The 26,243-nt window shown below is 57.9% G+C and carries 24 protein-coding genes and 3 pseudogenes; 11 read left to right on the top strand and 16 right to left on the bottom strand.

The features are described from left to right. Nucleotides 1-294 precede the first annotated feature (294 nt). The 4 genes from KI237_RS09260 (at nucleotide 295) to KI237_RS09245 (ending at nucleotide 4,302) form a co-directional block, all read left to right on the top strand. Nucleotides 295-1,518, top strand: a complete 1,224-nt coding sequence (locus KI237_RS09260) for a type II and III secretion system protein family protein (protein WP_212799557.1) — start codon at nucleotides 295-297, stop codon at nucleotides 1,516-1,518. A gap of 56 nt (nucleotides 1,519-1,574) precedes the next feature. Continuing rightward, nucleotides 1,575-2,288 carry a tetratricopeptide repeat protein gene (locus tag KI237_RS09255; protein ID WP_212799556.1) on the top strand — a complete coding sequence of 238 codons (714 nt, stop codon included), beginning with the start codon at nucleotides 1,575-1,577 and terminating at the stop codon, nucleotides 2,286-2,288. Between the two features lie 22 nt (nucleotides 2,289-2,310). Continuing rightward, nucleotides 2,311-2,580: a DUF3613 domain-containing protein gene (locus tag KI237_RS09250; protein ID WP_212799555.1), complete on the top strand. Its 270-nt coding sequence runs from the start codon at nucleotides 2,311-2,313 to the stop codon at nucleotides 2,578-2,580. Between the two features lie 574 nt (nucleotides 2,581-3,154). Then, nucleotides 3,155-4,302 (top strand): IS3 family transposase gene (locus tag KI237_RS09245; protein WP_212799554.1). Its coding sequence is split into 2 segments (ribosomal slippage): nucleotides 3,155-3,410 and nucleotides 3,410-4,302, totalling 1,149 coding nucleotides; the frame shifts between segments, so codons are not numbered across the junction. A 786-nt stretch (nucleotides 4,303-5,088) separates the two neighbouring features. On the opposite strand, the gene KI237_RS09240 is transcribed toward KI237_RS09245, so the two are convergent. The 12 genes and pseudogenes from KI237_RS09240 to KI237_RS09185 form a co-directional block, all read right to left on the bottom strand. Further along, complete coding sequence (locus KI237_RS09240) at nucleotides 5,089-6,051, bottom strand: type II secretion system F family protein (protein ID WP_212799553.1); 963 nt, start codon at nucleotides 6,049-6,051, stop codon at nucleotides 5,089-5,091. 27 nt (nucleotides 6,052-6,078) lie between these two features. Continuing rightward, nucleotides 6,079-7,065 (bottom strand): type II secretion system F family protein, encoded by a 987-nt coding sequence (locus tag KI237_RS09235; RefSeq protein ID WP_212799552.1) that lies wholly within the window; start codon nucleotides 7,063-7,065, stop codon nucleotides 6,079-6,081. Then, nucleotides 7,062-8,504, bottom strand: coding sequence for a TadA family conjugal transfer-associated ATPase (locus KI237_RS09230; RefSeq protein ID WP_212799551.1), 1,443 nt, complete (start codon nucleotides 8,502-8,504; stop codon nucleotides 7,062-7,064). Before KI237_RS09230 ends, KI237_RS09235 begins: the two co-directional genes overlap by 4 nt. A gap of 3 nt (nucleotides 8,505-8,507) precedes the next feature. Then, nucleotides 8,508-9,727, bottom strand: a pseudogene (locus tag KI237_RS09225) (AAA family ATPase). Beyond that, nucleotides 9,721-10,215 carry a TadE family protein gene (locus tag KI237_RS09220; protein WP_212799550.1) on the bottom strand — a complete coding sequence of 165 codons (495 nt, stop codon included), beginning with the start codon at nucleotides 10,213-10,215 and terminating at the stop codon, nucleotides 9,721-9,723. The pseudogene KI237_RS09225 and the gene KI237_RS09220 overlap by 7 nt, the downstream one beginning before the upstream one ends. Next, nucleotides 10,215-10,694, bottom strand: coding sequence for a TadE/TadG family type IV pilus assembly protein (locus tag KI237_RS09215; RefSeq protein WP_212799549.1), 480 nt, complete (start codon nucleotides 10,692-10,694; stop codon nucleotides 10,215-10,217). The genes KI237_RS09220 and KI237_RS09215 overlap by 1 nt, the downstream gene beginning before the upstream one ends. Before the next feature lie 8 nt (nucleotides 10,695-10,702). Then, the gene (locus tag KI237_RS09210) at nucleotides 10,703-12,019 is read right to left on the bottom strand and encodes a TadE/TadG family type IV pilus assembly protein (protein ID WP_212799548.1); all 1,317 of its coding nucleotides are present in this window, start codon (nucleotides 12,017-12,019) and stop codon (nucleotides 10,703-10,705) included. Nucleotides 12,020-12,089: 70 nt separating this feature from the next. Continuing rightward, a complete protein-coding gene (gene cpaB / locus KI237_RS09205) occupies nucleotides 12,090-12,905 on the bottom strand; it encodes a Flp pilus assembly protein CpaB (protein WP_212799547.1) in 816 nt (271 codons plus the stop codon). A gap of 15 nt (nucleotides 12,906-12,920) precedes the next feature. Further along, nucleotides 12,921-14,249 carry a DUF8689 domain-containing protein gene (locus KI237_RS09200; RefSeq protein ID WP_212799546.1) on the bottom strand — a complete coding sequence of 443 codons (1,329 nt, stop codon included), beginning with the start codon at nucleotides 14,247-14,249 and terminating at the stop codon, nucleotides 12,921-12,923. 2 nt (nucleotides 14,250-14,251) lie between these two features. Next, complete coding sequence (locus KI237_RS09195; RefSeq protein ID WP_212799545.1) at nucleotides 14,252-14,782, bottom strand: A24 family peptidase; 531 nt, start codon at nucleotides 14,780-14,782, stop codon at nucleotides 14,252-14,254. Nucleotides 14,783-14,808: 26 nt separating this feature from the next. Then, entirely contained in the window at nucleotides 14,809-15,003 is a 195-nt protein-coding gene (locus KI237_RS09190; RefSeq protein ID WP_212799544.1) for a Flp family type IVb pilin, read from the bottom strand. A 157-nt stretch (nucleotides 15,004-15,160) separates the two neighbouring features. Continuing rightward, nucleotides 15,161-15,355 (bottom strand): Flp family type IVb pilin, encoded by a 195-nt coding sequence (locus KI237_RS09185; RefSeq protein WP_008070254.1) that lies wholly within the window; start codon nucleotides 15,353-15,355, stop codon nucleotides 15,161-15,163. Between the two features lie 312 nt (nucleotides 15,356-15,667). Here KI237_RS09185 and KI237_RS09180 point away from each other — a divergent pair, with 312 nt between their 5' ends. Continuing rightward, on the top strand, nucleotides 15,668-16,534 hold the full coding sequence (locus KI237_RS09180) for a response regulator transcription factor (protein WP_212799543.1): 867 nt from the start codon (nucleotides 15,668-15,670) through the stop codon (nucleotides 16,532-16,534). Nucleotides 16,535-16,581: 47 nt separating this feature from the next. Here KI237_RS09180 and KI237_RS09175 read toward each other — a convergent pair whose 3' ends face one another. Then, nucleotides 16,582-17,013 (bottom strand): Lrp/AsnC family transcriptional regulator, encoded by a 432-nt coding sequence (locus KI237_RS09175; protein WP_060741195.1) that lies wholly within the window; start codon nucleotides 17,011-17,013, stop codon nucleotides 16,582-16,584. Between the two features lie 187 nt (nucleotides 17,014-17,200). Here KI237_RS09175 and KI237_RS09170 point away from each other — a divergent pair, with 187 nt between their 5' ends. The 4 genes from KI237_RS09170 (at nucleotide 17,201) to KI237_RS09155 (ending at nucleotide 21,962) form a co-directional block, all read left to right on the top strand. After that, nucleotides 17,201-17,914 carry a YczE/YyaS/YitT family protein gene (locus tag KI237_RS09170; RefSeq protein ID WP_212799542.1) on the top strand — a complete coding sequence of 238 codons (714 nt, stop codon included), beginning with the start codon at nucleotides 17,201-17,203 and terminating at the stop codon, nucleotides 17,912-17,914. Between the two features lie 103 nt (nucleotides 17,915-18,017). Then, nucleotides 18,018-19,502: an AmmeMemoRadiSam system radical SAM enzyme gene (gene amrS, locus KI237_RS09165; RefSeq protein ID WP_212799541.1), complete on the top strand. Its 1,485-nt coding sequence runs from the start codon at nucleotides 18,018-18,020 to the stop codon at nucleotides 19,500-19,502. After that, complete coding sequence (locus KI237_RS09160; protein ID WP_212799540.1) at nucleotides 19,499-20,644, top strand: PLP-dependent transferase; 1,146 nt, start codon at nucleotides 19,499-19,501, stop codon at nucleotides 20,642-20,644. Before amrS ends, KI237_RS09160 begins: the two co-directional genes overlap by 4 nt. 61 nt (nucleotides 20,645-20,705) lie before the next feature. After that, the gene (locus KI237_RS09155) at nucleotides 20,706-21,962 is read left to right on the top strand and encodes an aminotransferase-like domain-containing protein (RefSeq protein ID WP_212799539.1); all 1,257 of its coding nucleotides are present in this window, start codon (nucleotides 20,706-20,708) and stop codon (nucleotides 21,960-21,962) included. Between the two features lie 65 nt (nucleotides 21,963-22,027). Here KI237_RS09155 and KI237_RS09150 read toward each other — a convergent pair whose 3' ends face one another. Further along, on the bottom strand, nucleotides 22,028-22,660 hold the full coding sequence (locus KI237_RS09150; RefSeq protein WP_212799538.1) for a LysE family translocator: 633 nt from the start codon (nucleotides 22,658-22,660) through the stop codon (nucleotides 22,028-22,030). 690 nt (nucleotides 22,661-23,350) lie between these two features. On the opposite strand from KI237_RS09150, the gene KI237_RS30410 reads away from it, so the two are divergent. Then, entirely contained in the window at nucleotides 23,351-24,043 is a 693-nt protein-coding gene (locus KI237_RS30410) for a hypothetical protein (RefSeq protein ID WP_249410715.1), read from the top strand. After that, the gene (locus tag KI237_RS30405) at nucleotides 23,995-24,540 is read left to right on the top strand and encodes a hypothetical protein (protein ID WP_249410714.1); all 546 of its coding nucleotides are present in this window, start codon (nucleotides 23,995-23,997) and stop codon (nucleotides 24,538-24,540) included. The genes KI237_RS30410 and KI237_RS30405 overlap by 49 nt, the downstream gene beginning before the upstream one ends. A 76-nt stretch (nucleotides 24,541-24,616) precedes the next feature. Here the strand turns inward: KI237_RS30405 and KI237_RS09140 are convergent. Together KI237_RS09140 and KI237_RS09135 are read right to left on the bottom strand one after the other, a co-directional pair. After that, nucleotides 24,617-25,149: pseudogene (locus KI237_RS09140) on the bottom strand (KUP/HAK/KT family potassium transporter); the annotation flags it as partial. Between the two features lie 214 nt (nucleotides 25,150-25,363). Further along, nucleotides 25,364-26,203, bottom strand: a pseudogene (locus tag KI237_RS09135) (IS3 family transposase); the annotation flags it as partial. Nucleotides 26,204-26,243: the final 40 nt, after the last annotated feature.

Raw genomic sequence — 26,243 nt, 5'->3', positions numbered from 1 at the left:
TTGAACTACCGTCAAACAGAAGCGATGACAGGCTCGGCAGAACGCTCCTGAAGCGACCTGATCGATACCGTCGTTGCCTTCGAAGATCCCGGAGTCCGGGTACAGAAAAGTTGTTTGTGAGCTGCCTGTCGTTCAGTCAGGCCGGAGAAATGCGCCCGTTTGCTTATAGCGACGCGGCCTGAACCCGGAATCAATGAACATACGGGCGAGATGGAAGGGGTAGCCCCGGACCTCTTAAGTGATCCGAGGCAAACAGTTAAGCCTAAGGATGTTCTCCTTATCGAGGATCACTTCATGACCCATCGCACTGCTCCCGTTCTAAAACATTTCATTCATGGCCTGTTCTGGATGGGTCTTGGCTTGGATGCGGCCCAGGCCGCCGCGACAAACTGTTCGCAACTGGACAATTTGCCGGCGACCTTCGAGGTCGGGCAAGGGCTCCAGAGCGAACTGCGCATCCTCGCCCCCGTGACGAAGCTGGCAGTCGGCGACCCGAAAATTGCCGATGTGCAGCCCAGCGGCAGCGATGCCTTCATTCTCACGGGCCTGGCGCCCGGCGCCACCAGCCTGATGGTCTGGACGGACTGTTCGAAAATACCGCGCCAGAGCATGGTCTTTGTCAGAGGCAGGGCCACTGAGGCATTGACGGCCGCTGCGAGCATACCTTCCGAAGACCCGATGCTGCTTGCCCAGGTGCAAACCGACATTCGTTTCGTCGAGGTCAGCCGGACCAAGCTCAAGGAAGCCTCGACGTCGATTTTCGGCAGCCGTGGCAACTTCCTGTTCGGCTCGCCGAGGACCTTGCCCACCGTCGGCGGTATTGTCCGGCCTTCGTTGCCGGTCAATAACGACATGTTCAACCTGTCTTTCGCCACCGGTAAGACGCTGTTGATGATCAACGCGCTGGAAGGCAGCGGTTTCGCCTATACCCTGGCGCGACCAAGCCTTGTGGCCCTCAGCGGGCAGAGCGCGAGCTTCCTGGCCGGCGGTGAAGTGCCGATTCCGGTGCCCAGTGCCGGCAGCGACAACGTGTCCATCGAGTACAAGGAGTTCGGTATTCGCCTGACCCTGACCCCCACCGTCATCGGCAAGAATCGCATCGCATTGAAGGTGGCGCCGGAAGTCAGTGAGCTGGACTTCACCAACGCGGTGAACATCGCCGGGACACTGGTGCCAGCACTCACGGTACGTCGTACCGACACCAGCATCGCCCTGGCCGATGGCGAGAGCTTCGTCATCAGCGGCCTGATCAGCACCCGCAACAGCTCCCAGGTGAACAAGTTTCCAGGGCTGGGCGATATACCGATTCTCGGCGCGTTCTTTCGCGACAACTCCATCAACCGCGAAGAGCGCGAGCTGCTGATGATCGTCACGCCGCACCTGGTCCAACCATTGGCCGCCGACGCGCAACTGCCAACCTTGCCGGGCGAACAACTGCGCAATTACGACCCGAACTTCTACCGCATGTACTTCCTTGAACATGGCGAGTTCGACAACCGCAGCGGGCTTTCCCAATGAGCCGGCACCTGATGGACAAGGCATCCGATATGCAACGGGTTGCCAAGGGGCATTCAATGAAAGCAGTGATCGCAATAGCGGCGAGCTTGATGCTTGCCGGCTGTGCCAGCAACAACGTTGTGGCTTCACGCTCAGCCGACTGCGCCAAGCCCGGATCCGATCAGGAACTGGCCCTGAACATGGCGGAAGACATGGCCAACGAGGGCCGTTTGTACGCCAGCCTGGCGAACCTCGAACGCTTGCCCGAAGACTTGGTCCAGGTCCGCCTGCGCAAGGCTCGGGTCCTGCGCCTGATGGGGCGCAACGAGGCCGAACCGTTGTACAAAAGCCTGCTCGGGACTTGCTTGGCCGCCGACGGTGAACATGGTCTTGGTCAGCTGGCGGCTGCCAGAAATGACAATGCGACCGCTATGCAATACCTCGAACGCGCAGCAAAAATGGCCCCGACCGAAGGCAAGATCCGCAATGACCTGGGGGTTGTCTACCTCAATCAACGACGCATTTCAGAAGCTCGCTTCGAGTTCATGACCGCCATGGAGCTCCAGCAGTCAGACACGCTGGCAGCGCTCAACATGGTGACCCTGCTGATCTACCAGGACAACTGGAAACAGGCCGCCGAGCTCGCGAACATGGCCAAGCTGAGCCCCCAGCAAGTCGCAGCTGCCCAAGCCCGTGCGGAAAAAATCAGGGGTTCGGCCACTAACGCAGTGACGTCACCCGCCAACCGCCCCGCCGAGATCGTCGATGCCTCAACCGGCGCGGTCAAGTAGAGCGTTACGAGGAGTCCAAGAAATGATGACCAAACAATTGATGATCGCATGCCTGGTGGGCCTCTCCAGCACCGCCTGGGCCATTGAACCAGGCCCCTCTTCGCCCGCACAGCAAGGCACCGAGAGCTGGATGCAACTGCAGATTCGCGGCGTGGTGGCCTCCACCAACCTGCAAACCGCCTCTGCCGCCGAACGCGAGATGGCCATGCAGCGTTGGCTCAACAGCTTCAACTACCCGATCCCGGAGTTCTTTGACCAGGACTCGGGCGGAGAAATCACCAGTAGCAAATGACACACGCAGCAAACGAAAAGACCGCAGCCCCCGGCAGCGCCTACATTTGATCCGATGTAGGCACTGCCGGGGGCTGCGGTCTTTTGGTTGACCGCCGGAAAAACCTGGGGGAAGCAAGTCTGCTCGCGATGTCGGTCGCACACTCAACACCATCATTGACTGTCACACCGCTATCGCGAGCAAGCTCGCTCCCACAATGGAGCCTGTGGTGAACACAAGACTCATGGACACCCAAGATCACCGGTGGGAGCTCACTGCTCGCGAAGGCGGACTGACACCCAACACCTTCATTGACTGTCACACCGCTATCGCGAGCAAGCTCGCTCCCACAATGGAGCCTGTGGTGAATACAAGACTCATGGACACCCAAGATCACCGGTGGGAGCGAGCTTGCTCGCGAAGGGGCCTTCATATCCAACATCCATGCAAACTGACCCACCGCTTTCGCGAGCAGGCTCGCTCCCACATTAATTGGATCGGGGTACGGCCGGGAGAGCCAGGCCGGCTGTCATGAGCTGGTCTAATGACCCCGGACACCTCAATAGGTGAAACTACACCTATTGAGGAATACTCCATGACCAAGAAGTACAGAAAGTTCGACCCCGATTTCAAGCTGAAGGTCTGCAAGATGATTGTTGATCAAGGCCTCAGTGTGAATTCAGTTTGTACAGACTTAGGCTTGAGCGACACGGCCGTGCGCCGCTGGGTTCAGCAGTACCAGACCGAGCAATTGGGCGGTGCAGGGATTGGCAAGCCATTGACCAGCGAGCAACAGCGTATTCGCCAGCTTGAACAGCAAGTCCGCGAGCTGAAGACGGACAATGAAATATTAAAAAAAGCTACGGCCTTCTTTGCCCGCGAATTGAAGTGATCCACCGCTTGGTTCACCAAATACAATGCAAGGCCTATCCGGTGGCGCGTATCTGCCGGGTGTTGCGGATTAGTCGTTCGGGCTTCTATGAAGCTCGTCAGCGGCGCCTGAAGCCAAAACCTGCCTGCTCGGTTGCGGCCCAGGTCAAGGCTGCATTCGTGTCCTATGAGCACTGTTACGGCAGCCGTCGTTTGGTGAAAGCACTGTGCGGCGATGGCGTGTCCATCGGACGACACAAGGTCCGTCGCCTGATGAAACAACAGGATTTGCGCCCGATCTGGAAGCGTAAGTTCGTTCATACCACCGACAGCAATCACAATTTTCCGGTGGCTGAGAACCTACTCAATCGCCAGTTCGACCCCGAGCGCATCAACCAGGCATGGGTCGCTGACATCACCTACATCCGCACCCGAAGTGGTTGGTTGTACTTGGCGGCCGTCATGGATTTGTACTCACGCAAGATCGTGGGCTGGGCCATGGCACCGCACATGCGGGCAGAATTAGCGTGTAGTGCGATGCAACTGGCCATCGCGCAGAGACAACCTGAACCGGGTCTGACCGCGCATTCGGATCGAGGCAGCCAATATGCGGGCACTGCTTACCAGGACTTGCTGACGCGGCATGGAATGCGCTGCAGCATGAGTCGCCGGGGTAACTGCTGGGACAACGCGGTCATGGAGCGCTTCTTCTTGAATCTGAAGATGGAGCGTGTTTGGAGAAAGGATTACGCCAACCATGGCGAAGCGATCAAGGACATCACGGACTACATTGTGCGGTTCTATAACGAAAGGCGAATGCACTCATCCTTGGGCTATTTGCCGCCCAATCAGTATGAGCGGCAAGCAGCCTGAAAAACACCGATTGAGGTGTCCGGAAAAAGTTGACCACTACATCAGGCCGCCTCGCGAGCAAGCTTTGCTCCCACAACAGCTCTGATGGGTGCACGACCGTGAGAACCAGGTCGGCTGTCAGGCCGCCTCGCGAGCAAGCTTTGCTCCCACAACAGCTCTGATGGGTGCACGACCGGGAGAGCCAGGTCGGCTGTCAGGCCGCCTCGCGAGCAAGCTTTGCTCCCACAACAGCTCTGATGGGTATACGACCGTGAGAACCAGGTCGGCTGTCAGGCCGCCTCGCGAGCAAGCTTTGCTCCCACAACAGCTCTGACGGGTGTACGACCGGGAGAACCAGGTCGGCTATAAGGCCGCCTCGCGAGCAAGCTTTGCTCCCACAACAGCTCTGATGGGTGCACGACCGTGAGAACCAGGTCGGCTGTCAGGCCGCCTCGCGGTAGACGTTGATCTCGGGCGCCCCGTTAACCACGATGGCCGAACGCAGGCATTGTGGAGTGGGCATCCCGGCATGGATGCCGGGATAGCCGCGCTGGGCCATGGATGGCCCTTCGCGGCGGGCCCACGTAACAATGCCGGAGTGAGGGCATGCCGAGCCTAAGCGAGGCACCGAGTGGTGGGGCATATAGCGTTTTGCTTACTTTTGCGCTTCTCAAAAGTGAGCCGCTGTAAGAGCGGAACCCTAAGTAGCCGTTACCGCAGCAATGGATATGTACTCAGTCAACAACATCCTGGCCTGCTCCCACAATGAGACGGTGGCGAACACAAGACTCATGAACACCCACCGATCTACATATTCCCGAAAGCCCTGAACACACCGATCATGGCCGGACCAATGGCAACCAGGAAGAAGCTCGGCCACAAGCAGAAAATCAGCGGAAAGATCAGCTTGGTGCCAATCTTGGCCCCCATTTCTTCTGCAGCCTGAGTACGCCGGTCGCGAAACTCATCGGCGTAGATCCGCAGGGTGTCGGCCACGCTGGTGCCGAAACGGATACTTTGCGCCAGCAAGCTGACCAGCCCCTGGATATCCTCCAGGCCGGTGCGCACGGCCAGTTGCTTGAGGGCCTCGGTGCTGGTGATGCCGGCTCGGATCTGTGCATTGACCAGCGCCAGCTCCTCGGCCAACTCAACCTGGCTGACCGACATTTCTTCAGCCACCCGCTCAATCGTCGTGGGCAAGGCCAGGCCCGACTCGACGCAGACCACCATCAGGTCCAGCGCATCCGGAAACGCGGCGCGCAGCCGGCCTTGCCGTGCCTGCTTGCGTTTGCCGACGTAGATCGCCGGCAGCAACCAGCCGATGCCCGCCACGAGCGTCACCGCCAGCAGACCGATGACCACTGAAACCTTGACCATCGGCAATAGCAATAACGCCACGCCGACCAGCAACAGCGGCAGCATCAGGCGCACGGCCCAATACATCTGCACTGCCGAGGCAGAGCGGTAACCGGCATGGGTCAGCAAAGTCTGGGTAGCGGACGTGTGGGCCTGGTCGGTCGAGGCAAAGCGCTGGCCGACGCGCTCCAGCAAGAGTTGCAGGTTACCCGGCGCATCCTGCCCTGCACTGCCCGCGTAACCGCGCTTGATCAGCGCCAGGCGCCGCTGCACCGGATCCTGCAGGCCCAGCAACAATAGCAGGAGCGCGGCGGCCGCCAGCACTGCGCTCAGGCCAATCGTGGCAATGAATAACAGGCGTGCCAGTTCTTCGTTGCCGGTGAACCGACTCAACAATCCGAGCAAAAAGTCCATGACTGAAACCTCTCGGCGCGACAGCGCTTAAACCTGGATCCGGATGATCTTTCTTATCCAGAAAATCCCGATCAACATGGCGCAGAACGCACCGATGATCAGCTTGTGTCCTATGGGGTCATTGATCAGCACCGGCATGTAGCTGGGGCTGGTGAGCACGATGGCGATCGCCAGCACGAACGGGATCGCCACCAGCACCCAGGCCGACATGCGCCCTTCCGCCGACAGCGTCCTGATCTTGCGCTGGAAACGAAACCGACCACGAATCAAGCGGCTCAGGCGCTCCAGCACTTCGGTCAGGTTGCCGCCGGTTTCGCGGTGGATGAGGATCGAGGTCACCAGCATCATCACCGTCATGCTCGGCATCCGCTCCAGCAACCCGAGCATCGCCCGGCGCACATCGTTGCCGTAGTTGATGTCGGCAAAGGTCATACCGAACTCCTGGGCGACCGGTCCTTTGTGCTCCTCGGCGACCAGACGCAGGGTTTCGTTGAACGGGTGGCCGGCGCGCAAGGCCCGGCACATGGCGTCCAGCGCATCCGGCAAGCCCTCCTCGAACGCGGCGAAACGCTTGCTGCGGTCACGCAGGATTTTCAACACCGGTACCCAGGTCACCGCAAAGGCCGCCACCAGCGCCATCCACCAGACCGGCGAAACCATCAGCACCAGGGCACCGGCCGCCACGCCCAGGATCAGACCGAGCAGCATGACCCGATAAGCCCGGTATTCATGCCCGGCCTGCTCGATCAGTTGCGTCAAGTTGGCCATGAACGGCAGTTGTTCCAGGCGGGCTTCCAGGGGTGACAGGCGCGTCAGGTATTTCTGCCGCAACACGGTCTGCATGTTGGGCAAGTGGTTGGCCTTTTCCAGCACATGCAGGCGCCCGCGAATGCGCTTGCGCATTTTGCCGGCCTCGCCGAACACCGGCACCACCACGCCCTGGGACAGCAGGAACACGGCAATGAACACCATGCCAAGGAAAATCAGGATGAACTCACTGGGAATATTGCTCATGACGGCCGGCCCTCCATCCACTCAGGGCGAAACAAGGTCAGCGGCAACTCGATGCCACGCTTGGCCAGCACATCGCGGAAAGCCGGGATCATGCCGCTGGGCCGATACTCCCCGAGCACCTCGCCGTGCTCGCCGATGCCCTGGCGCACGAAGGAGAAAATTTCGGTCATGGTGATGACCTCCCCTTCCATCCCGTTGATCTCTTGCATGCTCACCACGCGTCGCTTGCCGTCTTCTTGACGCTCCAGTTGAATCACCACATCAATGGCCGAGGCAATTTGTTGACGCATGGCCTTGATCGGAAAAGTCGCCCCGGTCATCGACACCATGTTCTCGACTCGCCCCAGGGCATCGCGTGCGGTGTTGGCGTGAATGGTGGTCAGCGAACCATCGTGGCCGGTGTTCATCGCCGTGAGCATGTCCAGCGCCTCGGCACCGCGCACCTCGCCGATGACAATGCGGTCCGGGCGCATCCGCAGGCTGTTGCGCACCAACTCGCGCTGGCTCACCTCGCCGCGCCCCTCGATGTTCGACGGCCGGGTCTCCAGGCGTACCACGTGGGGCTGTTGCAGTTGCAGCTCGGCCGAGTCTTCGATGGTGACGATACGTTCGTTATGGGGAATGAAGCTCGACAGCACGTTGAGCATGGTGGTCTTGCCGCTGCCGGTCCCGCCGGAGATCAGCACGTTCAGGCGTCCGCGCACGATGGCCTTGAGCAACAAGGCGATGGCCGGGGTCATGGTGCCGACCTGGATCAGGCTGTCGGTGTTGAGCAGGTCCACGGCGAAACGCCGGATCGACATGCTCGGACCGTCGATGGCCAGCGGTGGAATGATCGCGTTGACCCGCGAACCGTCCTTGAGCCGGGCGTCCACCAACGGTGAGGACTCGTCGATACGCCGCCCCAGGCTGGACACGATGCGGTCGATGATGTTCAGCAGATGCTGGTCATCGCGAAAACGCACGTCGGTGCGTTGCAGCTTGCCGAAGCGTTCGACATAGACCGAGGCAAAGCCGTTGACCAGGATGTCGGACACGCTATGGTCGGCCAACAGCGGTTCCAGCGGCCCGAGGCCGAGCACCTCGTCGGTGATCTGCTTGATGATCAACTGCCGGCTGGCCGTACTCACCGGTGCCGAATGTTCCTCGAGCAGGCGCTGGCAGATATCGCGTATCTGCCGCGTGGCCTCGACTTGTTCGAGGGCATCGAGCAACGACAGGTCCATGACCTTGAGCAATTGCTGGTAGATCTTTTCCCGCCATTCGGCTTCCACCGGGGTGACCTGGCTGCGGGTTTCGTAGAGCACATCCGGGATGGCCTGCTCCCAGGCCATCAACGCCTCTGTCGGGTCCGGCAGGCCGTCGCCGGGCTGGGTGCCCACTGAAGCGCCAGGTTTGGCGGGCTGTTTGCGCAAGCGGTTACGAAAGTCGCTGATCATGGGTCATCCCCCGAAAAAACGGTTGAAGGCACGTTTAAGCAAGCCCTTGTCTGTGGCCATCTGGTGACCGACCAGGTCTTCGGTCAAATCGCGCAGGGCGGCGGTGATGGCCGCCTTCGGCGCATGCAGCCCCAACGGCACGCCAGTGTTCTGACTCTGGCTGACCAGGTTGAAGTCATTGGGCAATTTCGACAGGTTCGTGCAACGCAGGGCCTCGCCGATGTCCTTGAGGCTGACAGCAGCGTTTTTGTCATAGCGGTTGATCACGATCTGCAACTGATCCCCGCGCACGCCCAGGTCTTCACGCAGGATGCGCACCAGGGCACTGGCGTCGCGCAGGTGGCTGACGCTCTGCTGCACCACCACGTACACCCGGTCCACCTGTTCCAGCACGGAACCTGTGAGGTGATCGATCTGCCGCGGCAGGTCCACTATCACCCAGTCATAACTGGCACGGGCCAGTTGCAACAGGGCATCGAGCTGTTCGGGTTGGGCGTCCTGGGGCAGGCACAATTCGCCCGCCCGGCCACCGAGCACATGCAGGGTCGGGCTGAAGTGGCTGCAAAACCCCCGCAGCGCGACGCTGTCCATGTCATCGATCTGCTGCAGCACTTCCAGATGGCTGTGGGACTGCGCCACATCCAGGTAATGGGTCACGCTGCCAAATTGCAGGTCCATGTCCAGCAGCAAGGTATTGCCGACCCGGGCACTGAGCTGCTGGGCCAGGTTGCACGCCACCAGGGTCCCGCCGGAGCCGCCCTTGGCGCCGATCACAGCGACCAACTTGCCCTCGTTGCCACTGCCCAGGCGCACGTCCGCGACCAGGCGATTGAGCGCAGCGACCAATTCGGTATCGGCGATGGGTTCGGGCAACACGTCACGAGCACCGGCCTGCATCGCCAGGCGCATGCTTTCCTGCTCACTCAGCAAACCGCACACCAACAGGGGGGGCGCTCATGGGCCGGACGTTGCAGCAAGGCTGACAATTCTTCGCGCCACAGGTGGCTGACGCGCAACAACAGCAGGTCGGGCATGCGGTCCAGGCCGTAGAGTGGATCGACGTGCCCGTTGCTCACCAGGCGCGTGCTCACTTCAAGGCCCGGCATGCGCTGGCAGACACATTGCAGGTCGCGCAGCGACGTGGCGTCGCGGCTGCTGATCAGCAGCCGCAGCCCGGCCTTGCCGGTGACGCTCGCAAGCGGAGTTTCCCGAGTATTCAGCATGGTGTGATCTCCCCTGAATCGGTATGACGCCCAAGGCTTTCGCGCGGCTGGATGGCCTTGAATGCGGGCAAGGTGATGGACACGCCCAACCCGGGAATGAACAGGTTGAAAACGAAGCCCCGTACGCTCAACTGGACGTAGCGGATGGCACGAAACCCAGTGACGCCGGACGTATCGGCGGGGTTGGCTACCACGGCGCCATTGACGTCCAGATAGGTCAGCGCCAGGTTCGTGGTCGCCAGGCTGCTGATCAACTGACTGGTGCCTGAATCCGTCGCCGCGTTGAAGATGGCCCGACGCAACACCACCGGGTCGCTGATATTGCACACCGCCGCCAGGCGCGCACCGCGCCGCGCGGCTTCATCCAGCGCATTGACGGTGAAATACAACCGGCCCATCTCCACCACGCCGAACAACAGCGTGAACACCAACAGCCCAACGAAGGCGAACTCCACGACGTAAGTGCCGCGCATGTGCTTATTGTTCATCAGAGTGCCCTCATGACGGTGGTCGCCACCAACTGGATACCCAGCGGAATGGCGTTGCCGAAAAAACCGGGGATCGACCCATTACAGTTGCCCGTACCAATCACCGGGCAGAAGGTGTAGGTAATGGTCACGCGCACATGATCGGTGCCCACGGCGGCGACCTGCACGTTAGCCGTGGTCAACCCAGACACCACGGCGCTACCGGCAGCGCTGGGCACGCCATACACCGCAACGTTTTTCGTCTGGGTCTGGAGCGTGCCGCTCAAAGCGACGGCGCCCAGGGTCGAGTTCCACGCCTGGCTGGCGACGAAGCGGTCGGCATCGCGACTGGCCTGCAACAACACGTTGTACTGGTAGAGCATGCGGCCGAACTCGCCGAAGGCCAGCAGCAACAACAGCAGCAACGGCAGCACCAGGGTGAATTCCACCAGGGCCACACCTTGCTGGACATGCGCTGGTTTGAACTGAGAAAGTCCCATGACGCCTCCTACGAGTCGGTGCTCGGAGTGCCGCTGCCGTTGAGATAGGTTTTGTAGAGCTGGATGATCTGTGGGCCCGAATCGGTGGACGGCGTCGGACCGGGTACGTTGTCGCCCTCGCACTCCCGGACGAACTGGCCAAAGATGATGGAGTCCGAACCACCGCCATTCACCGGCTGCAGGACGAAGTAACAACCGAACCCCAAGACGGGAATCGAGGTGGAGCCGCCTTGCTTACCGGTGCAGTTGCCGATCACGATTTTCAGCATCCGGCGCTCGAAAACCCCGTTGCTTTCGCAACCGCTGGCGCCCCCTGCCACACAAGCGGCGACCTTGGCTCGCCAGTCGTTGTAATCCTGTATCGCCTCGCCACCCGCCGAGAGATTGCCGTTGCTCGACGTGACGGGTTTACCTTTGTATTGCGCCTGGGAGAGCGCATCGTTGTAGGTGATCGCCGGGGAGCCTGAGGCCGTGACCAGGTCCGGTGGGTAGTCCGAAGAACTGACCGGGCCGTTGTAGATACCAAAGCGCGTATTCAAGCCTTGGGAGGTTGGGCCGGCTTTATTGCCGGGCGCAGTCTGGACGTTGTCGCCGACACTGCGGCAAACCGAGCCACCGCCGGCCAGGTCTTCACGGACGGCACTGCCGCCTGAGCCGAAATCCAGCAATTGGAAGTTGCCAGGGCCGATGGGCGAGGTGTTCCCCGCAGCGGTTTTCAGGACGTTCAGGTCGCCAAACTGATACCCCCAGAAGTTGCCGGCGGCCGGGTTGTACTGAGTGGGATTGCCACAGACCATCAACGGCGCCAGGTCACAAGGAGAGGTCGGACTGGGCCCCGCAGTGGCAATCGCCGCCACGCGTTTGTTACCCAAGCCGGCACTGCCCATCGTTTGCACGAAGCTCCAGAAAAACCCGCTCAATTGATAGCTGGACACCGACACCCGTACGTACTTGGCATCGGCAGGTCCTGGGTAGGAGAACGGGCCGTAGACGCTGCTGGACAATTCCACCACGGCAAACGCGCCCGGGTTGCCGGCAATTGCGGTGGCCAACTCGGTGTTGCCGGCGGCGGTGGCGTTTCTGTTGAGCGTGTCCAGGGCCGCCGCGCGGGTGGTGCTGGCCATGTTGATGCCGCCACTGACCTGGCTCAGGGTCTTGGCGCCGCCCAAGGCGGCGGCATCCACCGCATTTTGCAGGCGCGTCTTGTTCAGCAGCATGTGCCCGCCATCCAGCGCCAACGCCGCCATCATGGAAATCGCCACCAGCGCGATCACCATCAGTACACTCACCGCCCCTCCCTGGCGCCGGATATTGGCATTCATCATCGAGCCCTCATTACAACGTTTGAGGATCGGCATCGCCACGGCCCGTAACGGCCTGGCATGGAGGCGTTAGTCAGCGAACATTGATCACGCTGCTTTCAATCCCGCGGATCAGCGTGATCGACCCGCCTTGCGGCTTGGCACTGCGCTGCACCATTAGTTTTGGCGGCGCAGCGGCAGCCACCGCCATCGCCGGCGCAGGGGCTGGCGGCGCAACGGCCACGGCCTTCTTCTCCAGGTTCAACGGGTTGCGCAAGGCCAATTGCAGCTTGCCCTCGGTCTGCGCCGTGACCAGCAATTCCGCTTCGGTGGCGGACATTTCCAGCGTCACGGCCCGCACCACTACGGGTTGGGTTTTGTCCGTGCCTGCGGTCTGGTCCACGGCCAGCACCCGCAGGTTTTCCAGGAGGGTCCGGGACGTCGCGCTGTTGCTGCCGGCGCTGGTACTCTTGGTTGCCAACACATCGACCCGGTTGCCCGGCAAGAGGAAGCCGCCCACGCCGACCACATCATCCACGCGTACCGATATGGCCCGCTTGTCCGGTGCAATCAGCGAAGCCAGGGTGCTGCCGCCCAAGTGCTCGCTCAAACGCGCGCCCCGCACGATGTCGCCGCGCAGGATGTCGAAGGTGGCGATCTTGCCCACGGCCTGCTCGCTGGAATCGAAGGCGTCGTCCGGGATCGTGTCCATGGGCATGCGCACGGTGGTGACTTGCTGGGCCTCGACCATTTGCCCGAAGGGGATTTCCACCGTGGCGACCACCACGCTTCGCAAGTGGTCATCGGGGGTCGCGTTGAGTCGTGCGCTCAGCCAGGAGTCGGCCATCCACGCGGCACCAAGGCCCATTACCAGGGAAACGCCTATCAGCGGAAGCGTACGAGAGCTCATGTCGGTATCTCCAGATCAAAGGAAGTCGAGCTGAACGAAGTAGTTGTGCCAGGCCCATTCCAGCTCTTGCGGCAACAGGGGCCCGGAACCGCCCAGGTAACGCTGGCGGTCGAGCGCCATGTTCAACAGGTCACGGGGATGGCAAGGCACCAGCGGCATGCCTTCGCCTGCATACAGCCGCTGCAGGACATAGCGCACCAGCAGCGGGTCATAGGGGATGCCCAGGCGTTCGCACTCCTGGCGCCAGATGCGTTCGTACTCTTCGGGCTTGAGATAGCCGAACTGCACCTTGTAGCCAATGCGCCGCAGGAAGGCCTCATCGGCCAATTCGAGGGGGTTGAGGTTGGTGGAAAACACCAGCACCAGGTCGAACGGCAATTCGCAATGCCGGCCGCCGCCCAGGTTGATGAAGTCGCGCTTCTCCTCCATCGGCACGATCCAGCGGTTGAGCAACTCGGCCGGGGCCATGCGCTGGCGGCCCATGTCATCGATGATGAACAGGCCGTTGCTGGCCTTGAGCTGCAACGCCGCCTGGTATTGCCGGGTGAACGGGTCGTAGCGCACGTCCAACTGTTCCATGTTCAGCTCGCCGCCGGTGATGACGATCGGGCGTTTACAGCACAGCAGCCGACGGTCGATGCCTTCGTTGAGCATCAGGTTGTTCGATTGGCCGTTGTCATCCAGGCGCTGGTGCACCTGCGGGTCGTAGATCTCGATCACCGACTCGTTGATGACGATGGCATGGGGCACCCAGATCGCCTCGGCGAACAGCCGGATCAATCGGCTGCTGACGTAGGTTTTGCCCGTGCCCGCCGGGCCGTAGATCATGATCGCCCGCCCGGAGTTCAGGGCGACGCCCAACTGGTCGAGCATGCCTTGGCTCAGCACCAGGCCGGCCAGGGCCTGGTGCATGTCCTTGGCGGTGATGCGGCCATGGTGAATGGTCTGGATCTTGATCAGCGAGCGATAGGTGCTCACCGGGAACGGCGCCGCGCCGATGTAGCCGCTGCGGGCCAGAGCGTCACGGGCCGAACTGCGGCCGCGCTCAGTCAGGCCGTAACGTAGCGTCTGCCCGCCCGTTTGCCCCAACTGGCCCAGCACTTCGACACGACCGTCCTTGCGCAGGAACGCCAGGACTTCCTCCAGTACCGCGCCGGTCAGGGCCAGGCGCTCCACCAGCCGCGTCATGTCCAGCACCCCGGCATCGTGCAGATGCTTGCACACCAGCTCACCCAGGAAACTGTCGGTCAGGCCGGTGTCGCGAATGGTGCAGGGCTGTGGCGCCAGGCGTTGCACTGCTTCCCGTTCGCTGGGATAGGCATCGCTATCGTTGATGACGTGCATGACTAGACTCCCCAGCCGCCGGCAACCAGTTGCCAGTAAACGCTGTTCAAAGTACCGATCAGGATCGCAATCGAATAAGGAAAGGGTTTGCCGGCCACTTCATCGGAAGTCGGTGCCAGATAGGCCTGGGCCCTCACAATCAACCAGTAGCGCCCCAGGGTCTGGAGCAGTTGGCCGCGGGCCAGGACGATCAGGAAGCCGCACACACCGCCGGCGATCAGGCTGAACAGCGCCGCCCACAGTGCGTAATGAAAAGGCAGGAAGCTGCCGACCATGGTCATCAGCTTGACGTCACCGGCGGCCATGCCTCCGACGGCGTACATGGGCAGGAACAGCCCGAAACAGATCAGCATGCCCAGCAGGCTGTCGCCCAAGCCGCCGATCCCGCCGGTATACACCTGGCCGGCCAATCCCAGGGCAAGGCCCAACAGCACCAGTGTGTTGGGAATGCGGTGGCGAAGCAGATCGCTCACCACCGCCACACCCAGCAGTCCTAGCAGCACTACCGTCGACACCAGCAGTTCCATGGACATGATGCGTCTCCCTAGGGTGATTTTCGTTAGCAGGCGACGTTGCTATTGACGACCTGGCACAGCGCCCGGATCTTGGTATCCACGGCGCCACCCAGAAGGACGAATGCTGCCGCTACCAACACCGTGATCAAGCCCCCCGCCACCGCGTATTCAACGATGGTCAGGCCGTCTTCATCTTTGGCGAACTTGCTGATCGAAGTGCTTATCGTATGGAAAGTCATGGCATGAACCTCACGCTCGTAAGTGGTACTGCTACGAACTTAAGTTGGAGGGGACAGCGCCAAGTCCATTTGATTTATTCGTTGTACTCACTGCAAAAGAGTCGCAAGCGTTATTCCTTGAGAGTTGCCGTGTCCCCGTCACCGCAAGTTGCCGCTGTCAGCAGGCAACGTTGCCGTTGACCGCTTGGCACAGTGCACGGATCTTGGTATTGACGGCACCACCCAGAAGCACAAAGGCTGCGGCCACCAACACGGTGATCAACCCACCCGCCACGGCGTATTCCACAATGGTCAAGCCATCTTCATCTTTGGCGAACTTCAGTACCGAAGCCTTGATTGTTTGAAGAGTCATTTCGCACACCTCATCGGGGTTGTTTTCTCAAGGGGCAGTACATTGCGAACTGCCTGATGCAACCCTAGTCAGCAGGTGGTGATAGCCGTTAGGAGGATTTTGCACATCGCTAGGATTTTTTTGCGGGGTATGGGAAACGGTCCAGGATCGGAAAATCCATCCGGGCCGCAGCGCAAACAGGGCTCGCCAGCATCCGGTGACAGGGGCTGGCGCTAAAAGATCGAGTTTTTATAAAAATTTATTCGGCGAAGTGATAGCACAGTGACAATACTGCTAGCTAAAGGGCAGGAAGAACCGCTGGGTAGTCGTCCTATGACGTCAAATCTGACTGGCAAGCCAAAGCTGTTATGGTTCGATCTGACTCATGATCGGTCCAGCAAGGAACTCATCTCCCAGTTCCTGGACACGTGCGATTGCACATTGGCAAAAAACGCCATGCTGCCCAGCGGGGAACAGGTCGACATGATCTGCATCCACTTCGATCGCCCGGACACGCCGGGCCTGCGGCGCCTGTTGGAGATCAAGCGGACCGTCCCGGCCATCCCCATCACCATGTTCACCGTGCAGCACTCCGAGGAACTGGCGGTGTGGGCCATGCGCTCCAGCGTCTGGGAATACATGGTGCTGCCCCTGTCTGGCACCGAAAAAAAGCGCTACCTGACGGCCGTGGTGCAACTGTGCGAGCTGCGCCGCCATGCCAATGGCCGGGCAAAGACCTCGCAGATCGACCACTCCCCTACCCTGCCGGACAGTATCCGCCTGACCGCCGGGCACCAGAAGCACCATGCCCTCAGCCACATCATGCTGTACATCGACCAGCATTTTCGCGACAGCATCGATCAGCGCGATCTGGCCAAGCGCTGTGGCATGACGACCTTTCGCTTCAGCCGTGTGTTCAAGGAAGCCAACGGGCTCGGCTTCACCGACTACGTACTGAACAAACGCATGAGCTTTGCCAAGGAATTGCTCGACAACAGCCAGATGCCCATCACCAGCATCGGTTATGAGGCCGGCTTCAAGGACCCCTCCTACTTCGCCCGCGCCTTCAAGCAATACGCCGGTTGCACCCCCAGTGAATACCGTCTTGCGTACCAGATGCGCAGCGCAAGTGCTGCACCGCCGCTTCAGGATGACGCCCTGGACGCTATCGAAAACCTGGTGCACAGCCTTGAGGGGTGAGCCCTATTTGTTCAGCAAAGCACGTAGTCAGTAAGCGGCGCCCTGACTCACGGGGCGAGTTTTCTTCTCTCGATAGGAATGGACAGGACAATGCTGGTACGCGTCTCTCCGTACGCGTTGATTTTCGCAATGATGTCCTCGATCTCAGCCATGGATCTGGCGTAGATCCGGATCAGGTAGGAGTCGTTTCCCGTGATGTGCAAGCACTCGACGACTTCGGGTATGTCGGTGAGTGTCGCGATCAATTTGGCTTTCGCCGGCTTGAGTGTGGTGATGCCGACGACAGCTGATATGCCGTACCCCAGTTTGGTTGGATCTAACTGAGCGCAATAACCCTTGATCACCCCTGAATCTTCAAGTTTACGCAACCTGTCATTGGTGGCAGGAATAGAAAGGCCTGCATGCTTGGAAAGCTCTGTGATGGAAATGCGACCACAGTCCTGTACCTTACCCAGGATTTTGACGTCTATACGATCCATGTGCGTTTTCCCCGGTTAAAAGTATAAATTTTAATGAAAAGCCCGCGTTTTTCATTAAAAAAAGCATGCACCAAAATAAAGCATAGCGCTAGTCTATTCCCAGCCTGAAGCCTGAGAGCAATCAATAGCCCTGCTCTTTAGCGTGACGCACTCATAATAAAATATTCTCTCCAGGGATGGTGTTCGCATGGAAGATGAAAAGATAAAGTGTGGAAAAAAGTCATACTCTTTCACCCAGCATATTGGTACGCAAGTCCTAAATCTTCGCCGTTTCAAGAAGGACCAGATCCTGATGTACTTGACGGGTGTCGGTTTCTTTTCGCTGGGCGCCAAGTGCTTCATCATCAGTCAACTGGGTACTGACCCATTAGACGTCCTGATCATCTCGATCGATAAGATACTTATGCTTGGCATGGGCGTTTGCTCGGCTATCGTGTCCCTCTTTTTCCTGACATGGTGGATGCTCTGGAACAAGAAATACCCGCCGATAAGTCCCTTTATTACAACAACATTGACCGGTCTGCTGATTGACCTCTGGTCATGGTTGGGGCTCGGAGAGTATTTGATCGCCAGAATGAATGAGTACACGTTATTGGCGGCGGGGCTGATGTTATGTGCCTACTCCTCGGCATTGATCATCATGAGCGGTATTGGAATCAGAATCATGGACCTCGTGGTACTGACCATGGTTTCCAAGTGGGGCTGGTCATTCACCAAAGCCAAAATGATCATTGAAATTGGCATCTTTTCGAGCGGATGGCTTTTAGGCGGCCCGTTCGGCGTGGGAACGATTGCATTCCTGTTAGTTATCGGCCCGCTTATTCAACCTTTCATGAACATGAATGCCAAGCGCTTTTCCCTCAAGAACTATGGATTGATTCGCGCTTCATCCGCTTACTAATCCCCATAAAGATGACTGCCATCCATGGCAGCGGGATCGTTTCGCCTCGATTTTTTTCAACCGATGATATTGATAGCAACTTCCGTGATGAGGACTGAGAAAGATGGACACTACAAAAAATAAAAACTGGACCTTGGAAAGCAGCCCGGCAAAACTGGAAGAAATACTCCCAGGGGGCGTCGTCAAGTGTCATCTTTCCCCGCGAAACTGTGTCATACAGGAGGGCAAGGTAGGTTTTTGCAAAGTGCGCGGAAACCGAGGCGGCAGACTCGTCACATTGAACTATGGCAAAGGCGTTCACAGCACAGAAGAAACGATCGAGACCGAAGCCGTTTTCCACTTTGCCCCTGGAGAACGGATCCTGTCCCTGGGCAATATCGGCTGCATGCTCAACTGCGGTTATTGTCACAACTGGAAGACCTCGCAAGCCAAGTACGTCACCGACAAAGACGTTTACTACTACACCCCCGAGCAAGTTGTGGAAACCGCGCTCAAGCACGGAATACGCGTCATTTCCTGGACGTATAACGATCCCGTTGTCTGGCATGAATTCATTCTCGACACAGCAAAGCTGGCCAAGGAAGCGGGCCTGATCAACCTGTATAAATCGGCGTTCTTTATCAGCGAAGAGGCCATTGATGAATTGTTGCCGGTCATCGATATTTTCTCGATTTCACTGAAATCGATTTCCCCGGAATACTACCGCAAGGTCACCACCGGCTGGGTAGAGCCAGTCCTGGCGGGTATCAAGAAGGTCTATGACGCCGGCAAATATGTTGAGGTCAGCACCTTGATGGTGACCGACATCAGCGACGACGAGGAAACAGCCCGGAAAATCAGCCAGTGGGTATTGGATGAGCTGGGCCCGAATGTGCCGCTGCACTTCGTCAGGTTCCACCCCGATTACAAAATGAGCAACAGCATCCGCACCCCTGTGGACCGGCTGCTGAAAGCTCGGGACGTTGCTCGAAGCATGGGCGTTGAGCATGTCTACCTGGGCAACGTGAATGACGTCGAGGGGACCAATACCAGTTGCAACAACTGCAACGCCCTGCTCGTCACTCGCTACGGTTTGAACGCTGAAATCATCGGGCTGGACAGCAAGGGTTGCTGCTCTGAATGCGGGCACGATGCGCATTTCAAATTGCTGGGCGAACACCAGGCGAACGCGCCTGTTGAGCTGCGAGAGGACGCGCTGAGCGCTTACGAGAAACGCAAGTTCGAGTGGCATGGGGATATCGTGTCGCTGCACGCCCAAGTGCTCAATACCGAAGATTTCGAACAGACCGTCTACCTGCGGCGCAATTATACGGACGGACACAACAGCGATTGGAAATCACTGACGCTACGGCCACATGAAAGCTATCGATTCATTATTGCCAAGGCACGCATCGATGAAACCGGTCCTGAGGTCTGGCTCCCCAACGGGGTGAATTCGAACCTTCATGAAGTATTCGACAGGGCTCACTTCCCAACGGAATCGATTGAAGAGATTGGTATTTCACAAAACGACATTACCCCGACCGTTGGTTACGAGGGCAAGCAGAACATGTATGAACAGGTCATCAAACTGGTCAGCCAAGCATGAAAGTGTCTACTGAAATACTTCATATCAAGGTCGATGACCGGGACGCGCGTCCTTCGGTAACGCCTATTTATCAGTGCAGCGCCTTCAGCGCTGACTCGGCCTTCTTCTACTCAAGGAAGGCCAATCCCAATGTGAGTGAGCTGGAACAGGTTGTCGCGTCCCTGGAGGGCAGCGAATATGCCCTGGCCTACAGCACCGGGATGAGCGCCATCTACATGGTGTTGGAACTGTTGAAACCGGGTGCTTCGCTGGTCATCAACAAATACATCTATGGCTGCTCTTATAAATTGTTCCAGCGGTATGCGGCACGCATCGGCGCGCACCTGACCATCCTGGATCTCACCACGGCAGAGGGGTTGAAGGCCTTGCCGGCGAACGTCGACATGGTCATTTTCGAAACACCGACCAACCCCTTCCTGAAAGACATTGATATTCATGCGGTCAGCCGGGCCGTCAAGCAAAACAACCCGCAGGCACTGGTGGTGGTTGACAATACCTGGGCCACGCCGATATTTCAGAAGCCGTTGAACTTTGGCGCCGACATTTCGCTGTACAGCGCAACCAAGTACTTCTCCGGGCATAGCGATGTCATGGGCGGCCTGGTTCTGGTCAACAGTGAAATGATTTACAACCGCCTGCTTGAGGGGCGCTTTTATTCAGGCACGATATTAACCCCCAACAGCGCATGGTTGCTGCGCAGAAGCATGCAGACGTTCAACCTGCGCATGGAGAAACACAGCCAGACGACATCCAGCATGCTCAACTATCTGCGCGAGCTGCCTTTTATTGAGCATGTCTATTACCCACGCGTCGATGGCAAACAACTGACCGGTTATGGCGGCATTGTGTTTGTTGATATTCGACCCGACCTGGTTCCCTTCTACAAAACGTTCACCAGCACGCTCAAATGGTTTGGCACGGGCACTGGAATGGCCTGTGTGACATCAATGGTTGCCCAGCCCTTCAGTGGCAGCCATGCCTCGATGACAGACCAGGAAAAAGCGGACATGGGCATTGAGAAAGGCTTGGTCCGATTGTGCTTTGGCCTGGAGGACCTGGATGACCTCAAGGCAGACTTGCTGCAGGCATTCAAAGCCATGGAGAGCAAGGTCGATCAAGAACACTCACTCGATCCTGCGTAGCGGGTGTTGATCATGAGCAACGGGCCTTCAATGGCTCGTTGCTTTTTTATGGAGAAACGAATTGTCCAGCGCATTCGACAACACGATATTCGACGACCCCATCCTGAACGTCATCCACCTCCTGAACTCCATTGCCCAGGAAAACCCGGAGGCCATTTCACTGGCCTCCGGTCGACCCGATGATGAGCAGTGCGACCCGTCGCTCATCGACAGGGGCCTGGCCCAATACAAAGATCACGTTGCCGGCACCGAACAGTCACTTGCGACGCTGCTGTGCCAATATGGAAAAACCGCTGGAATCATCAATGAAATAATCGCCAGTCATTTGCAGGTGGATGAAGCGATCAACGTTTCCAACCCTGAAAGCATTGTGGTGTGCATGGGCTTTCAAGAAGCCTGCACCTTGACGCTCCTGTCCATTTTTGATGGCGGCGGGGTTTTATTGGTACCTGACCCGGTATTTTCCGGGATAACCGGTATCGCAAAGCTGCTGGGAATAAAAATAGTCCCCGTTCCCATGACGGTCTTTCTTGATCCGATCGCCCTGCGCAAGCTCATTGAAGCGCTGGAATCCAGAGGTGAAAGAATCAAGGCACTCTATGCGATTGCGGACTTTAGCAATCCTACCGCCGATAGCCTTTCCCATGACGACAGAAGAGCCATGCTTTCCTTGGCCAATGAAAAGGACTTTTTCATCCTCGAAGACACTGCCTACCGTTACTTCAGGTACGAAGGCGATGCCATTGCGTCCATGAAGTCCATCGACAGCCGTCGGGTGTTCTTGCTGGGCTCGTTTGCCAAATCGATTTTCCCGGGCTTGCGCATGGGCTATGTGGTCGCCCCGGAGGGCGCTGGGGTCATGTCCTTCAGCGGTCGATTGTGCAAGGCCAAAAGCCTGATCACAGTGAATACCCCTGCCCTGTGCCAAGCGGTTGTCGCAGGTTTGCTGATCGAGCACAACTACTCGCTCAAAGGGCTGAACCAACCCAGGGTGTTGTCTTATACAAAGAAAAGAAATCACATGCTGGAATGCCTTGAGCGCGAATTTCCACTCAAGGTCGGCGCTCAAAGCGCGGTCAGCTGGAATCATCCGGCAGGCGGCTTCTTCATCAATCTGCAGCTGCCTTTCGTCTTTGGATATTCTGAAATGCGTGAATGCGCCAGGCTGTTCAAGGTGATTGTGTTTCCCACCACCTTGTTTTCGCTGATGAATGAGGCGGCCACCCAGGTCAGGCTGTCGTTCAGCAATGCAACCACCTCACAAATCACCCAAGCGATAGGCCGTTTCAGGGCGTACGTCGAGTTCAGGCTGCAGTAAACGTCCTGCGTGCATAGAAGGGAGACACCAGCTTATGCCTCGCTCAGCGCGGCATAAGCTCCGGGTCAGGTTGCCGTGGCCAGCATGACGCCAGTGGCGACCTGATAGGCCCCCAGGATGGTGATGGTTGCCCCTGAAAAGTAGTTGATCAGCCTTAGCTTTGATTCGGCAATCCGCGCCTTGAAAATGGAGGAGAACCCACTCAACCCCAGCCACCAGGCAGCCGAGCCCAGGAAGATACCGGTCACCATTGGCAGCAAGGCGTGCTGGCCGCCTTGGTCACTGGCCATACCATCACTCAACGCGGCAAATATCGCGATAAACGACAAGATGGTCATGGGGTTGGACAGCGTCAGGAACAGCGTGGTCGAGTAGGCTTTGAACATGTTGGCCCGCTCACCCGCCATGGCCGCCGCGCCGCCCTTCGATCGTATTGTCTGATAGCCAATGTAGGCGAGGAACAGCCCACCAAAAATACACAACCAAGGTTTAAAGCTGATGAGCGTCGCAATGATGGCCGTGACACCCAGGGCACCGATGAACCCATAGATCGAATCGGCTGTGGCCGCGCCCAATCCCGTCGCGAAACCGGCTCTCCACCCAAGCATCAGACTTCGCTGTATGCACAACAGCCCAATCGGTCCTACAGGGGCTGCAATGCACAACCCTATGACCATCGATTTAACGAAAATCAGCATAAATGCATCTCCAGAAGGGGTACTGGAAGGTTAGGAGAAGTGCATTTTTTTAGGAATGAACTATTAATCTTCCTCAGCGTTTTCGCTTAAGTTTTGCAGGAAGTACTCTCACCTCCCCTTCAATATTAAGGAAAATCGTTGCCACGCCCCTCACACAAGACAAGTCGCTCGTTAAAACCCCTTGAGCGCCGGATGCATAACCTTGGGCATTGAAATGGCTTTTTTGCGCGCATAAAAAAACGCCGCTCAAATGAGCGGCGTTTTTTTGAATTTGGAGCGGGAAACGAGACTCGCATCTGGCGACCGACCCATTGAAAAATAAGGGTTTTCTTTTCTTGCCGAAGCAGGAAAAGACTTAATTCTGGACTCGTTTTTGGGGAGTATCAAGGGCCAAGAAGGGGTGACTCCGGGCTGTGCCATTTCCTTCTATCCATAGCCAACCGGACCGGAAGCGTCCGGTCTGGACAGTTAGGCGATGGTTTACGAGATGACGATGACGCGTCGGTCCGTGAAGGACGGCAGGCTCATCTCTTCACGAGCGAGCACGCACCGACCGAGTCGATGATGCCCTTTCAGCACCAGCGTAACACGCCCGCCATGTGGACTGCTTGTGCCCAAAATTCTCTGAAATTTAACATCCGCTCCGACCGAGTTGACCTAAACTCGCGATAGATTGGGATGGCAGACTGCATGTACACATTAGTGACCTTCACCATTGCGGAACTGTTCGAAAAGGTATGGGAAACGCCGATGGTCAAATTGGCTCAGGACATCGGTGTGTCTGACGTTGCTGTCGCCAAGGCTTGCCGCAAAGCCGGCATCCCTCTCCCTGGCCGTGGCTACTGGGCGAAGCAGGAAAAGCAGCGACCACGCAAACCCAAGCCTCCTGCTATTGAGGGCGTGATCCAATTCCAAGTTCTCGACCATGCCCCCCTACCCGCTGCGAATAATGCGGAGACAAACTCACCTACAGTCCAGCGGATGATTGAAGTCCCGTCTCAATTGACCGAGCCCCACGCTCTGGTGAGTCAGTGGTTAAAAAGCGCAAAGGCAGCAAAGCTCAAAGATGGCTACCTCGATTACGCAGGCAAGCGTGTCTTGAATGCAATGATCTCCTCGTCATTGATCGAACGCTGCGCAATCCTGTTCGATGCACTAATCAATGAAGGTGAAGCTGAAGGTTATGCATGGAAGATCAATGCTGAAGGAAAAACCATTGTCACTGTTAACGACGAGCCCATAGCCATGCGACTCGTGGAACGCTTAGACAAACATCCGATACCGCCCCCGCCTCCCCCAAGCGCCGCCCCGGTGCTCCTTGGGAACCTGATTTTATGTCTCTGCGAAGGCCACAGTTTGAGTGGACCTCAACGGGTGAGCTGACCTTTCAGATTGAAGCGCGGATGGATTATGGGGAGCGGAAAAATTGGAAGGACACCAAGACCGCACCGCTCGAGAAAAAACTACCTAGCATTTTGTCCGGCCTCACGTCCGCCTCAATCTCCATCAAGGCGCTTCGAGAGAAAGAGGAGGCAAGAAATCGTGAATGGGCTGAAAATGAGAAACGTCGCCTTGAACGTGTCCGAGAAGCAGAAACACAGCGTCGTCTCAGGCGGTCACTCGTTAAGCATACGGAGTGCTGGGAACGCGCCGAGCGCTTACGGGCGTTCATAAAGAGTGTTGAAGACAGCCTTAGATCTGCCTCTCTAGCAGACCCCGAAATGGCCCAGAGATGGATTGATTGGGCTCACAAGCAAGCTAACCTCTTAGATCCACTCCAGGAAAATCTCGCACAGATCACCAATTTGGACGTGCAGCTGGAAAGCTGGTTCAGTGGTTCACACTACGGCCAAGTGGAAAAAAGTTGGTGGTCCGAATAAGCGCTGAAAGGAGCATTCCATACCTACCTGCCTGGCTTAAATTCGTCGATTCGCCCGTCTCCCAGGATATGGTCCCTTACATCTCAACTTGCGTAGCAAGCTTTATCACCCGGTTTAACGGCAGCTTGAATACTTCAGGTTGCTGTTGGCATTCTTCAGCAAAAACGCAAACAGGTTTTCGCGCCACCGAGCCATGCCAATGCGCTTGGTTGGGATCACCGTCTCACGGCTGAGAAAGTAAGTGGTTCGCATAGGACTGAAATCGAGTTGCTCGAGATGGCACTGACTCAACGCCAGCGGCACGTCAGGCTCCTCCATGAAACCGAAATGGAGGCTGACGCGGAAGAACCCTTCGCCGTGGGCCTCAACCTCAAAGCGACGGCCTGCGCAAACGCGAGGACTGTCCTCGGAAACCACGGTCAGCAATACCGCCTGTTCATGGAGCACTTGGTTATGCAGCAGGTTGTGCAATAACGCGTGCGGAACGGCATCGGCCCGCGCCGTGAGAAAAACCGCCGTACCTTGCACACGTTGGGGTGGCTGTAAACGGACGCTGGCGATAAACAAAGGCAAGGGAAGCGCAGTTTCGTCGAGCCGCTCGACGATGACTCCCCCGAAGCGTGCCGAAGTATCAAATTATCCGCGCGGTGCCCGACGACACGGTGAGAGCTTCTAACGATCCCCAACGGCAGTTCACTACCCCCGCTCTCATCGCCAACGAGCGAGATTCGTCCCCAAAGAGCGGAAACAGTGTCTAAGAAATAACGCCGACTTAGCACCGGCCTTTGAACTGGTCAAGTAATTCTGGACACGAGTTAAGGTTTCACGCCGCCATTTTCTCCATAGCTACTGGCGACCGATAGCCGTTGTAGCTATGGAGCCTGACGTTGTTGTAACGCATCACATAACGCTGTACATCCACCCGAGCTTCGTGTTCCGAGCTATAGCCGTCTTCCGGCACCCATTCTGACTTCAGACTACCGAAGAAACGCTCCATCGGGGCGTTGTCCCAGCACTCACCTTTGCGACTCATGCTTTGCAGGAGTCCATGCTTGCGCATCTCATTCCTGAATTTGTGGCTGGTGTATTGGCAACCTTGATCGGAATGAAACAGCACCTCTTTTGGACGGCCTCGAAATTGAACTGCCATTCGCAACGCTTCGCAGGTCAGCGTGGCATCGGAAATCATGGAAAACGACCAGCCCACGATCCTGCGTGCAAACAAGTCCAGTACCGCTGCGAAATACATCCAGCGATTACCCACCTTGATGTACGTCACATCGCCACACCACACCTGATTGATCGCCGTGACATCAAACTTGCGCTTGAGCACATGCGGCGCCACCAGGGCCTCCACACCGGAAGATTTGTACTTGTGCCGACGTCGCTGATGACTGGCAACACCGGCTTCGCGCATTAAGCTGCGAGCCATATGCCGCCCGACGCGATGCCCCTTTGCTTGCAGCTCCTTGGAAAGGGTGCGAGCCCCCGCGGACGCTCTGGACTCCTTGTGATGCTCGACCAGCATGGCTTTCAGTTTCTCCCGCTCAGGCTTCACCTTGCCTTGGCGCTGACGCCAGGCGTAAAAGCTGCTGCGGTTGACTCCAAACGCCCGACAGCAATTGTTGACGCCGTACTGCTCGTCCAGCTCATTGATCAACGAGAATGATCTTTGGAGTCCAAAAGCAGGAGAGCACTGGCCT

The organism is Pseudomonas sp. St316, from assembly GCF_018325905.1.
Classification (GTDB): Bacteria; Pseudomonadota; Gammaproteobacteria; order Pseudomonadales; family Pseudomonadaceae; genus Aquipseudomonas.
This window is presented reverse-complemented; position numbering and strand designations above follow the sequence as displayed.

What these genes read in the sequence shown, in the direction of transcription:
- KI237_RS09260 (WP_212799557.1), top strand. Translation starts at nt 295, where the DNA reads ATGACCCATCGCACTGCTCCCGTTCTAAAACATTTCATTCATGGCCTG.
- KI237_RS09255 (WP_212799556.1), top strand. Translation starts at nt 1,575, where the DNA reads ATGAAAGCAGTGATCGCAATAGCGGCGAGCTTGATGCTTGCCGGCTGT.
- KI237_RS09250 (WP_212799555.1), top strand. Translation starts at nt 2,311, where the DNA reads ATGATGACCAAACAATTGATGATCGCATGCCTGGTGGGCCTCTCCAGC.
- KI237_RS09240 (WP_212799553.1), bottom strand. Translation starts at nt 6,051, where the DNA reads ATGGACTTTTTGCTCGGATTGTTGAGTCGGTTCACCGGCAACGAAGAA.
- KI237_RS09235 (WP_212799552.1), bottom strand. Translation starts at nt 7,065, where the DNA reads ATGAGCAATATTCCCAGTGAGTTCATCCTGATTTTCCTTGGCATGGTG.
- KI237_RS09230 (WP_212799551.1), bottom strand. Translation starts at nt 8,504, where the DNA reads ATGATCAGCGACTTTCGTAACCGCTTGCGCAAACAGCCCGCCAAACCT.
- KI237_RS09220 (WP_212799550.1), bottom strand. Translation starts at nt 10,215, where the DNA reads ATGAACAATAAGCACATGCGCGGCACTTACGTCGTGGAGTTCGCCTTC.
- KI237_RS09215 (WP_212799549.1), bottom strand. Translation starts at nt 10,694, where the DNA reads ATGGGACTTTCTCAGTTCAAACCAGCGCATGTCCAGCAAGGTGTGGCC.
- KI237_RS09210 (WP_212799548.1), bottom strand. Translation starts at nt 12,019, where the DNA reads ATGATGAATGCCAATATCCGGCGCCAGGGAGGGGCGGTGAGTGTACTG.
- cpaB (WP_212799547.1), bottom strand. Translation starts at nt 12,905, where the DNA reads ATGAGCTCTCGTACGCTTCCGCTGATAGGCGTTTCCCTGGTAATGGGC.
- KI237_RS09200 (WP_212799546.1), bottom strand. Translation starts at nt 14,249, where the DNA reads ATGCACGTCATCAACGATAGCGATGCCTATCCCAGCGAACGGGAAGCA.
- KI237_RS09195 (WP_212799545.1), bottom strand. Translation starts at nt 14,782, where the DNA reads ATGTCCATGGAACTGCTGGTGTCGACGGTAGTGCTGCTAGGACTGCTG.
- KI237_RS09190 (WP_212799544.1), bottom strand. Translation starts at nt 15,003, where the DNA reads ATGACTTTCCATACGATAAGCACTTCGATCAGCAAGTTCGCCAAAGAT.
- KI237_RS09185 (WP_008070254.1), bottom strand. Translation starts at nt 15,355, where the DNA reads ATGACTCTTCAAACAATCAAGGCTTCGGTACTGAAGTTCGCCAAAGAT.
- KI237_RS09180 (WP_212799543.1), top strand. Translation starts at nt 15,668, where the DNA reads ATGACGTCAAATCTGACTGGCAAGCCAAAGCTGTTATGGTTCGATCTG.
- KI237_RS09175 (WP_060741195.1), bottom strand. Translation starts at nt 17,013, where the DNA reads ATGGATCGTATAGACGTCAAAATCCTGGGTAAGGTACAGGACTGTGGT.
- KI237_RS09170 (WP_212799542.1), top strand. Translation starts at nt 17,201, where the DNA reads ATGGAAGATGAAAAGATAAAGTGTGGAAAAAAGTCATACTCTTTCACC.
- amrS (WP_212799541.1), top strand. Translation starts at nt 18,018, where the DNA reads ATGGACACTACAAAAAATAAAAACTGGACCTTGGAAAGCAGCCCGGCA.
- KI237_RS09160 (WP_212799540.1), top strand. Translation starts at nt 19,499, where the DNA reads ATGAAAGTGTCTACTGAAATACTTCATATCAAGGTCGATGACCGGGAC.
- KI237_RS09150 (WP_212799538.1), bottom strand. Translation starts at nt 22,660, where the DNA reads ATGCTGATTTTCGTTAAATCGATGGTCATAGGGTTGTGCATTGCAGCC.
- KI237_RS30410 (WP_249410715.1), top strand. Translation starts at nt 23,351, where the DNA reads ATGTACACATTAGTGACCTTCACCATTGCGGAACTGTTCGAAAAGGTA.
- KI237_RS30405 (WP_249410714.1), top strand. Translation starts at nt 23,995, where the DNA reads ATGTCTCTGCGAAGGCCACAGTTTGAGTGGACCTCAACGGGTGAGCTG.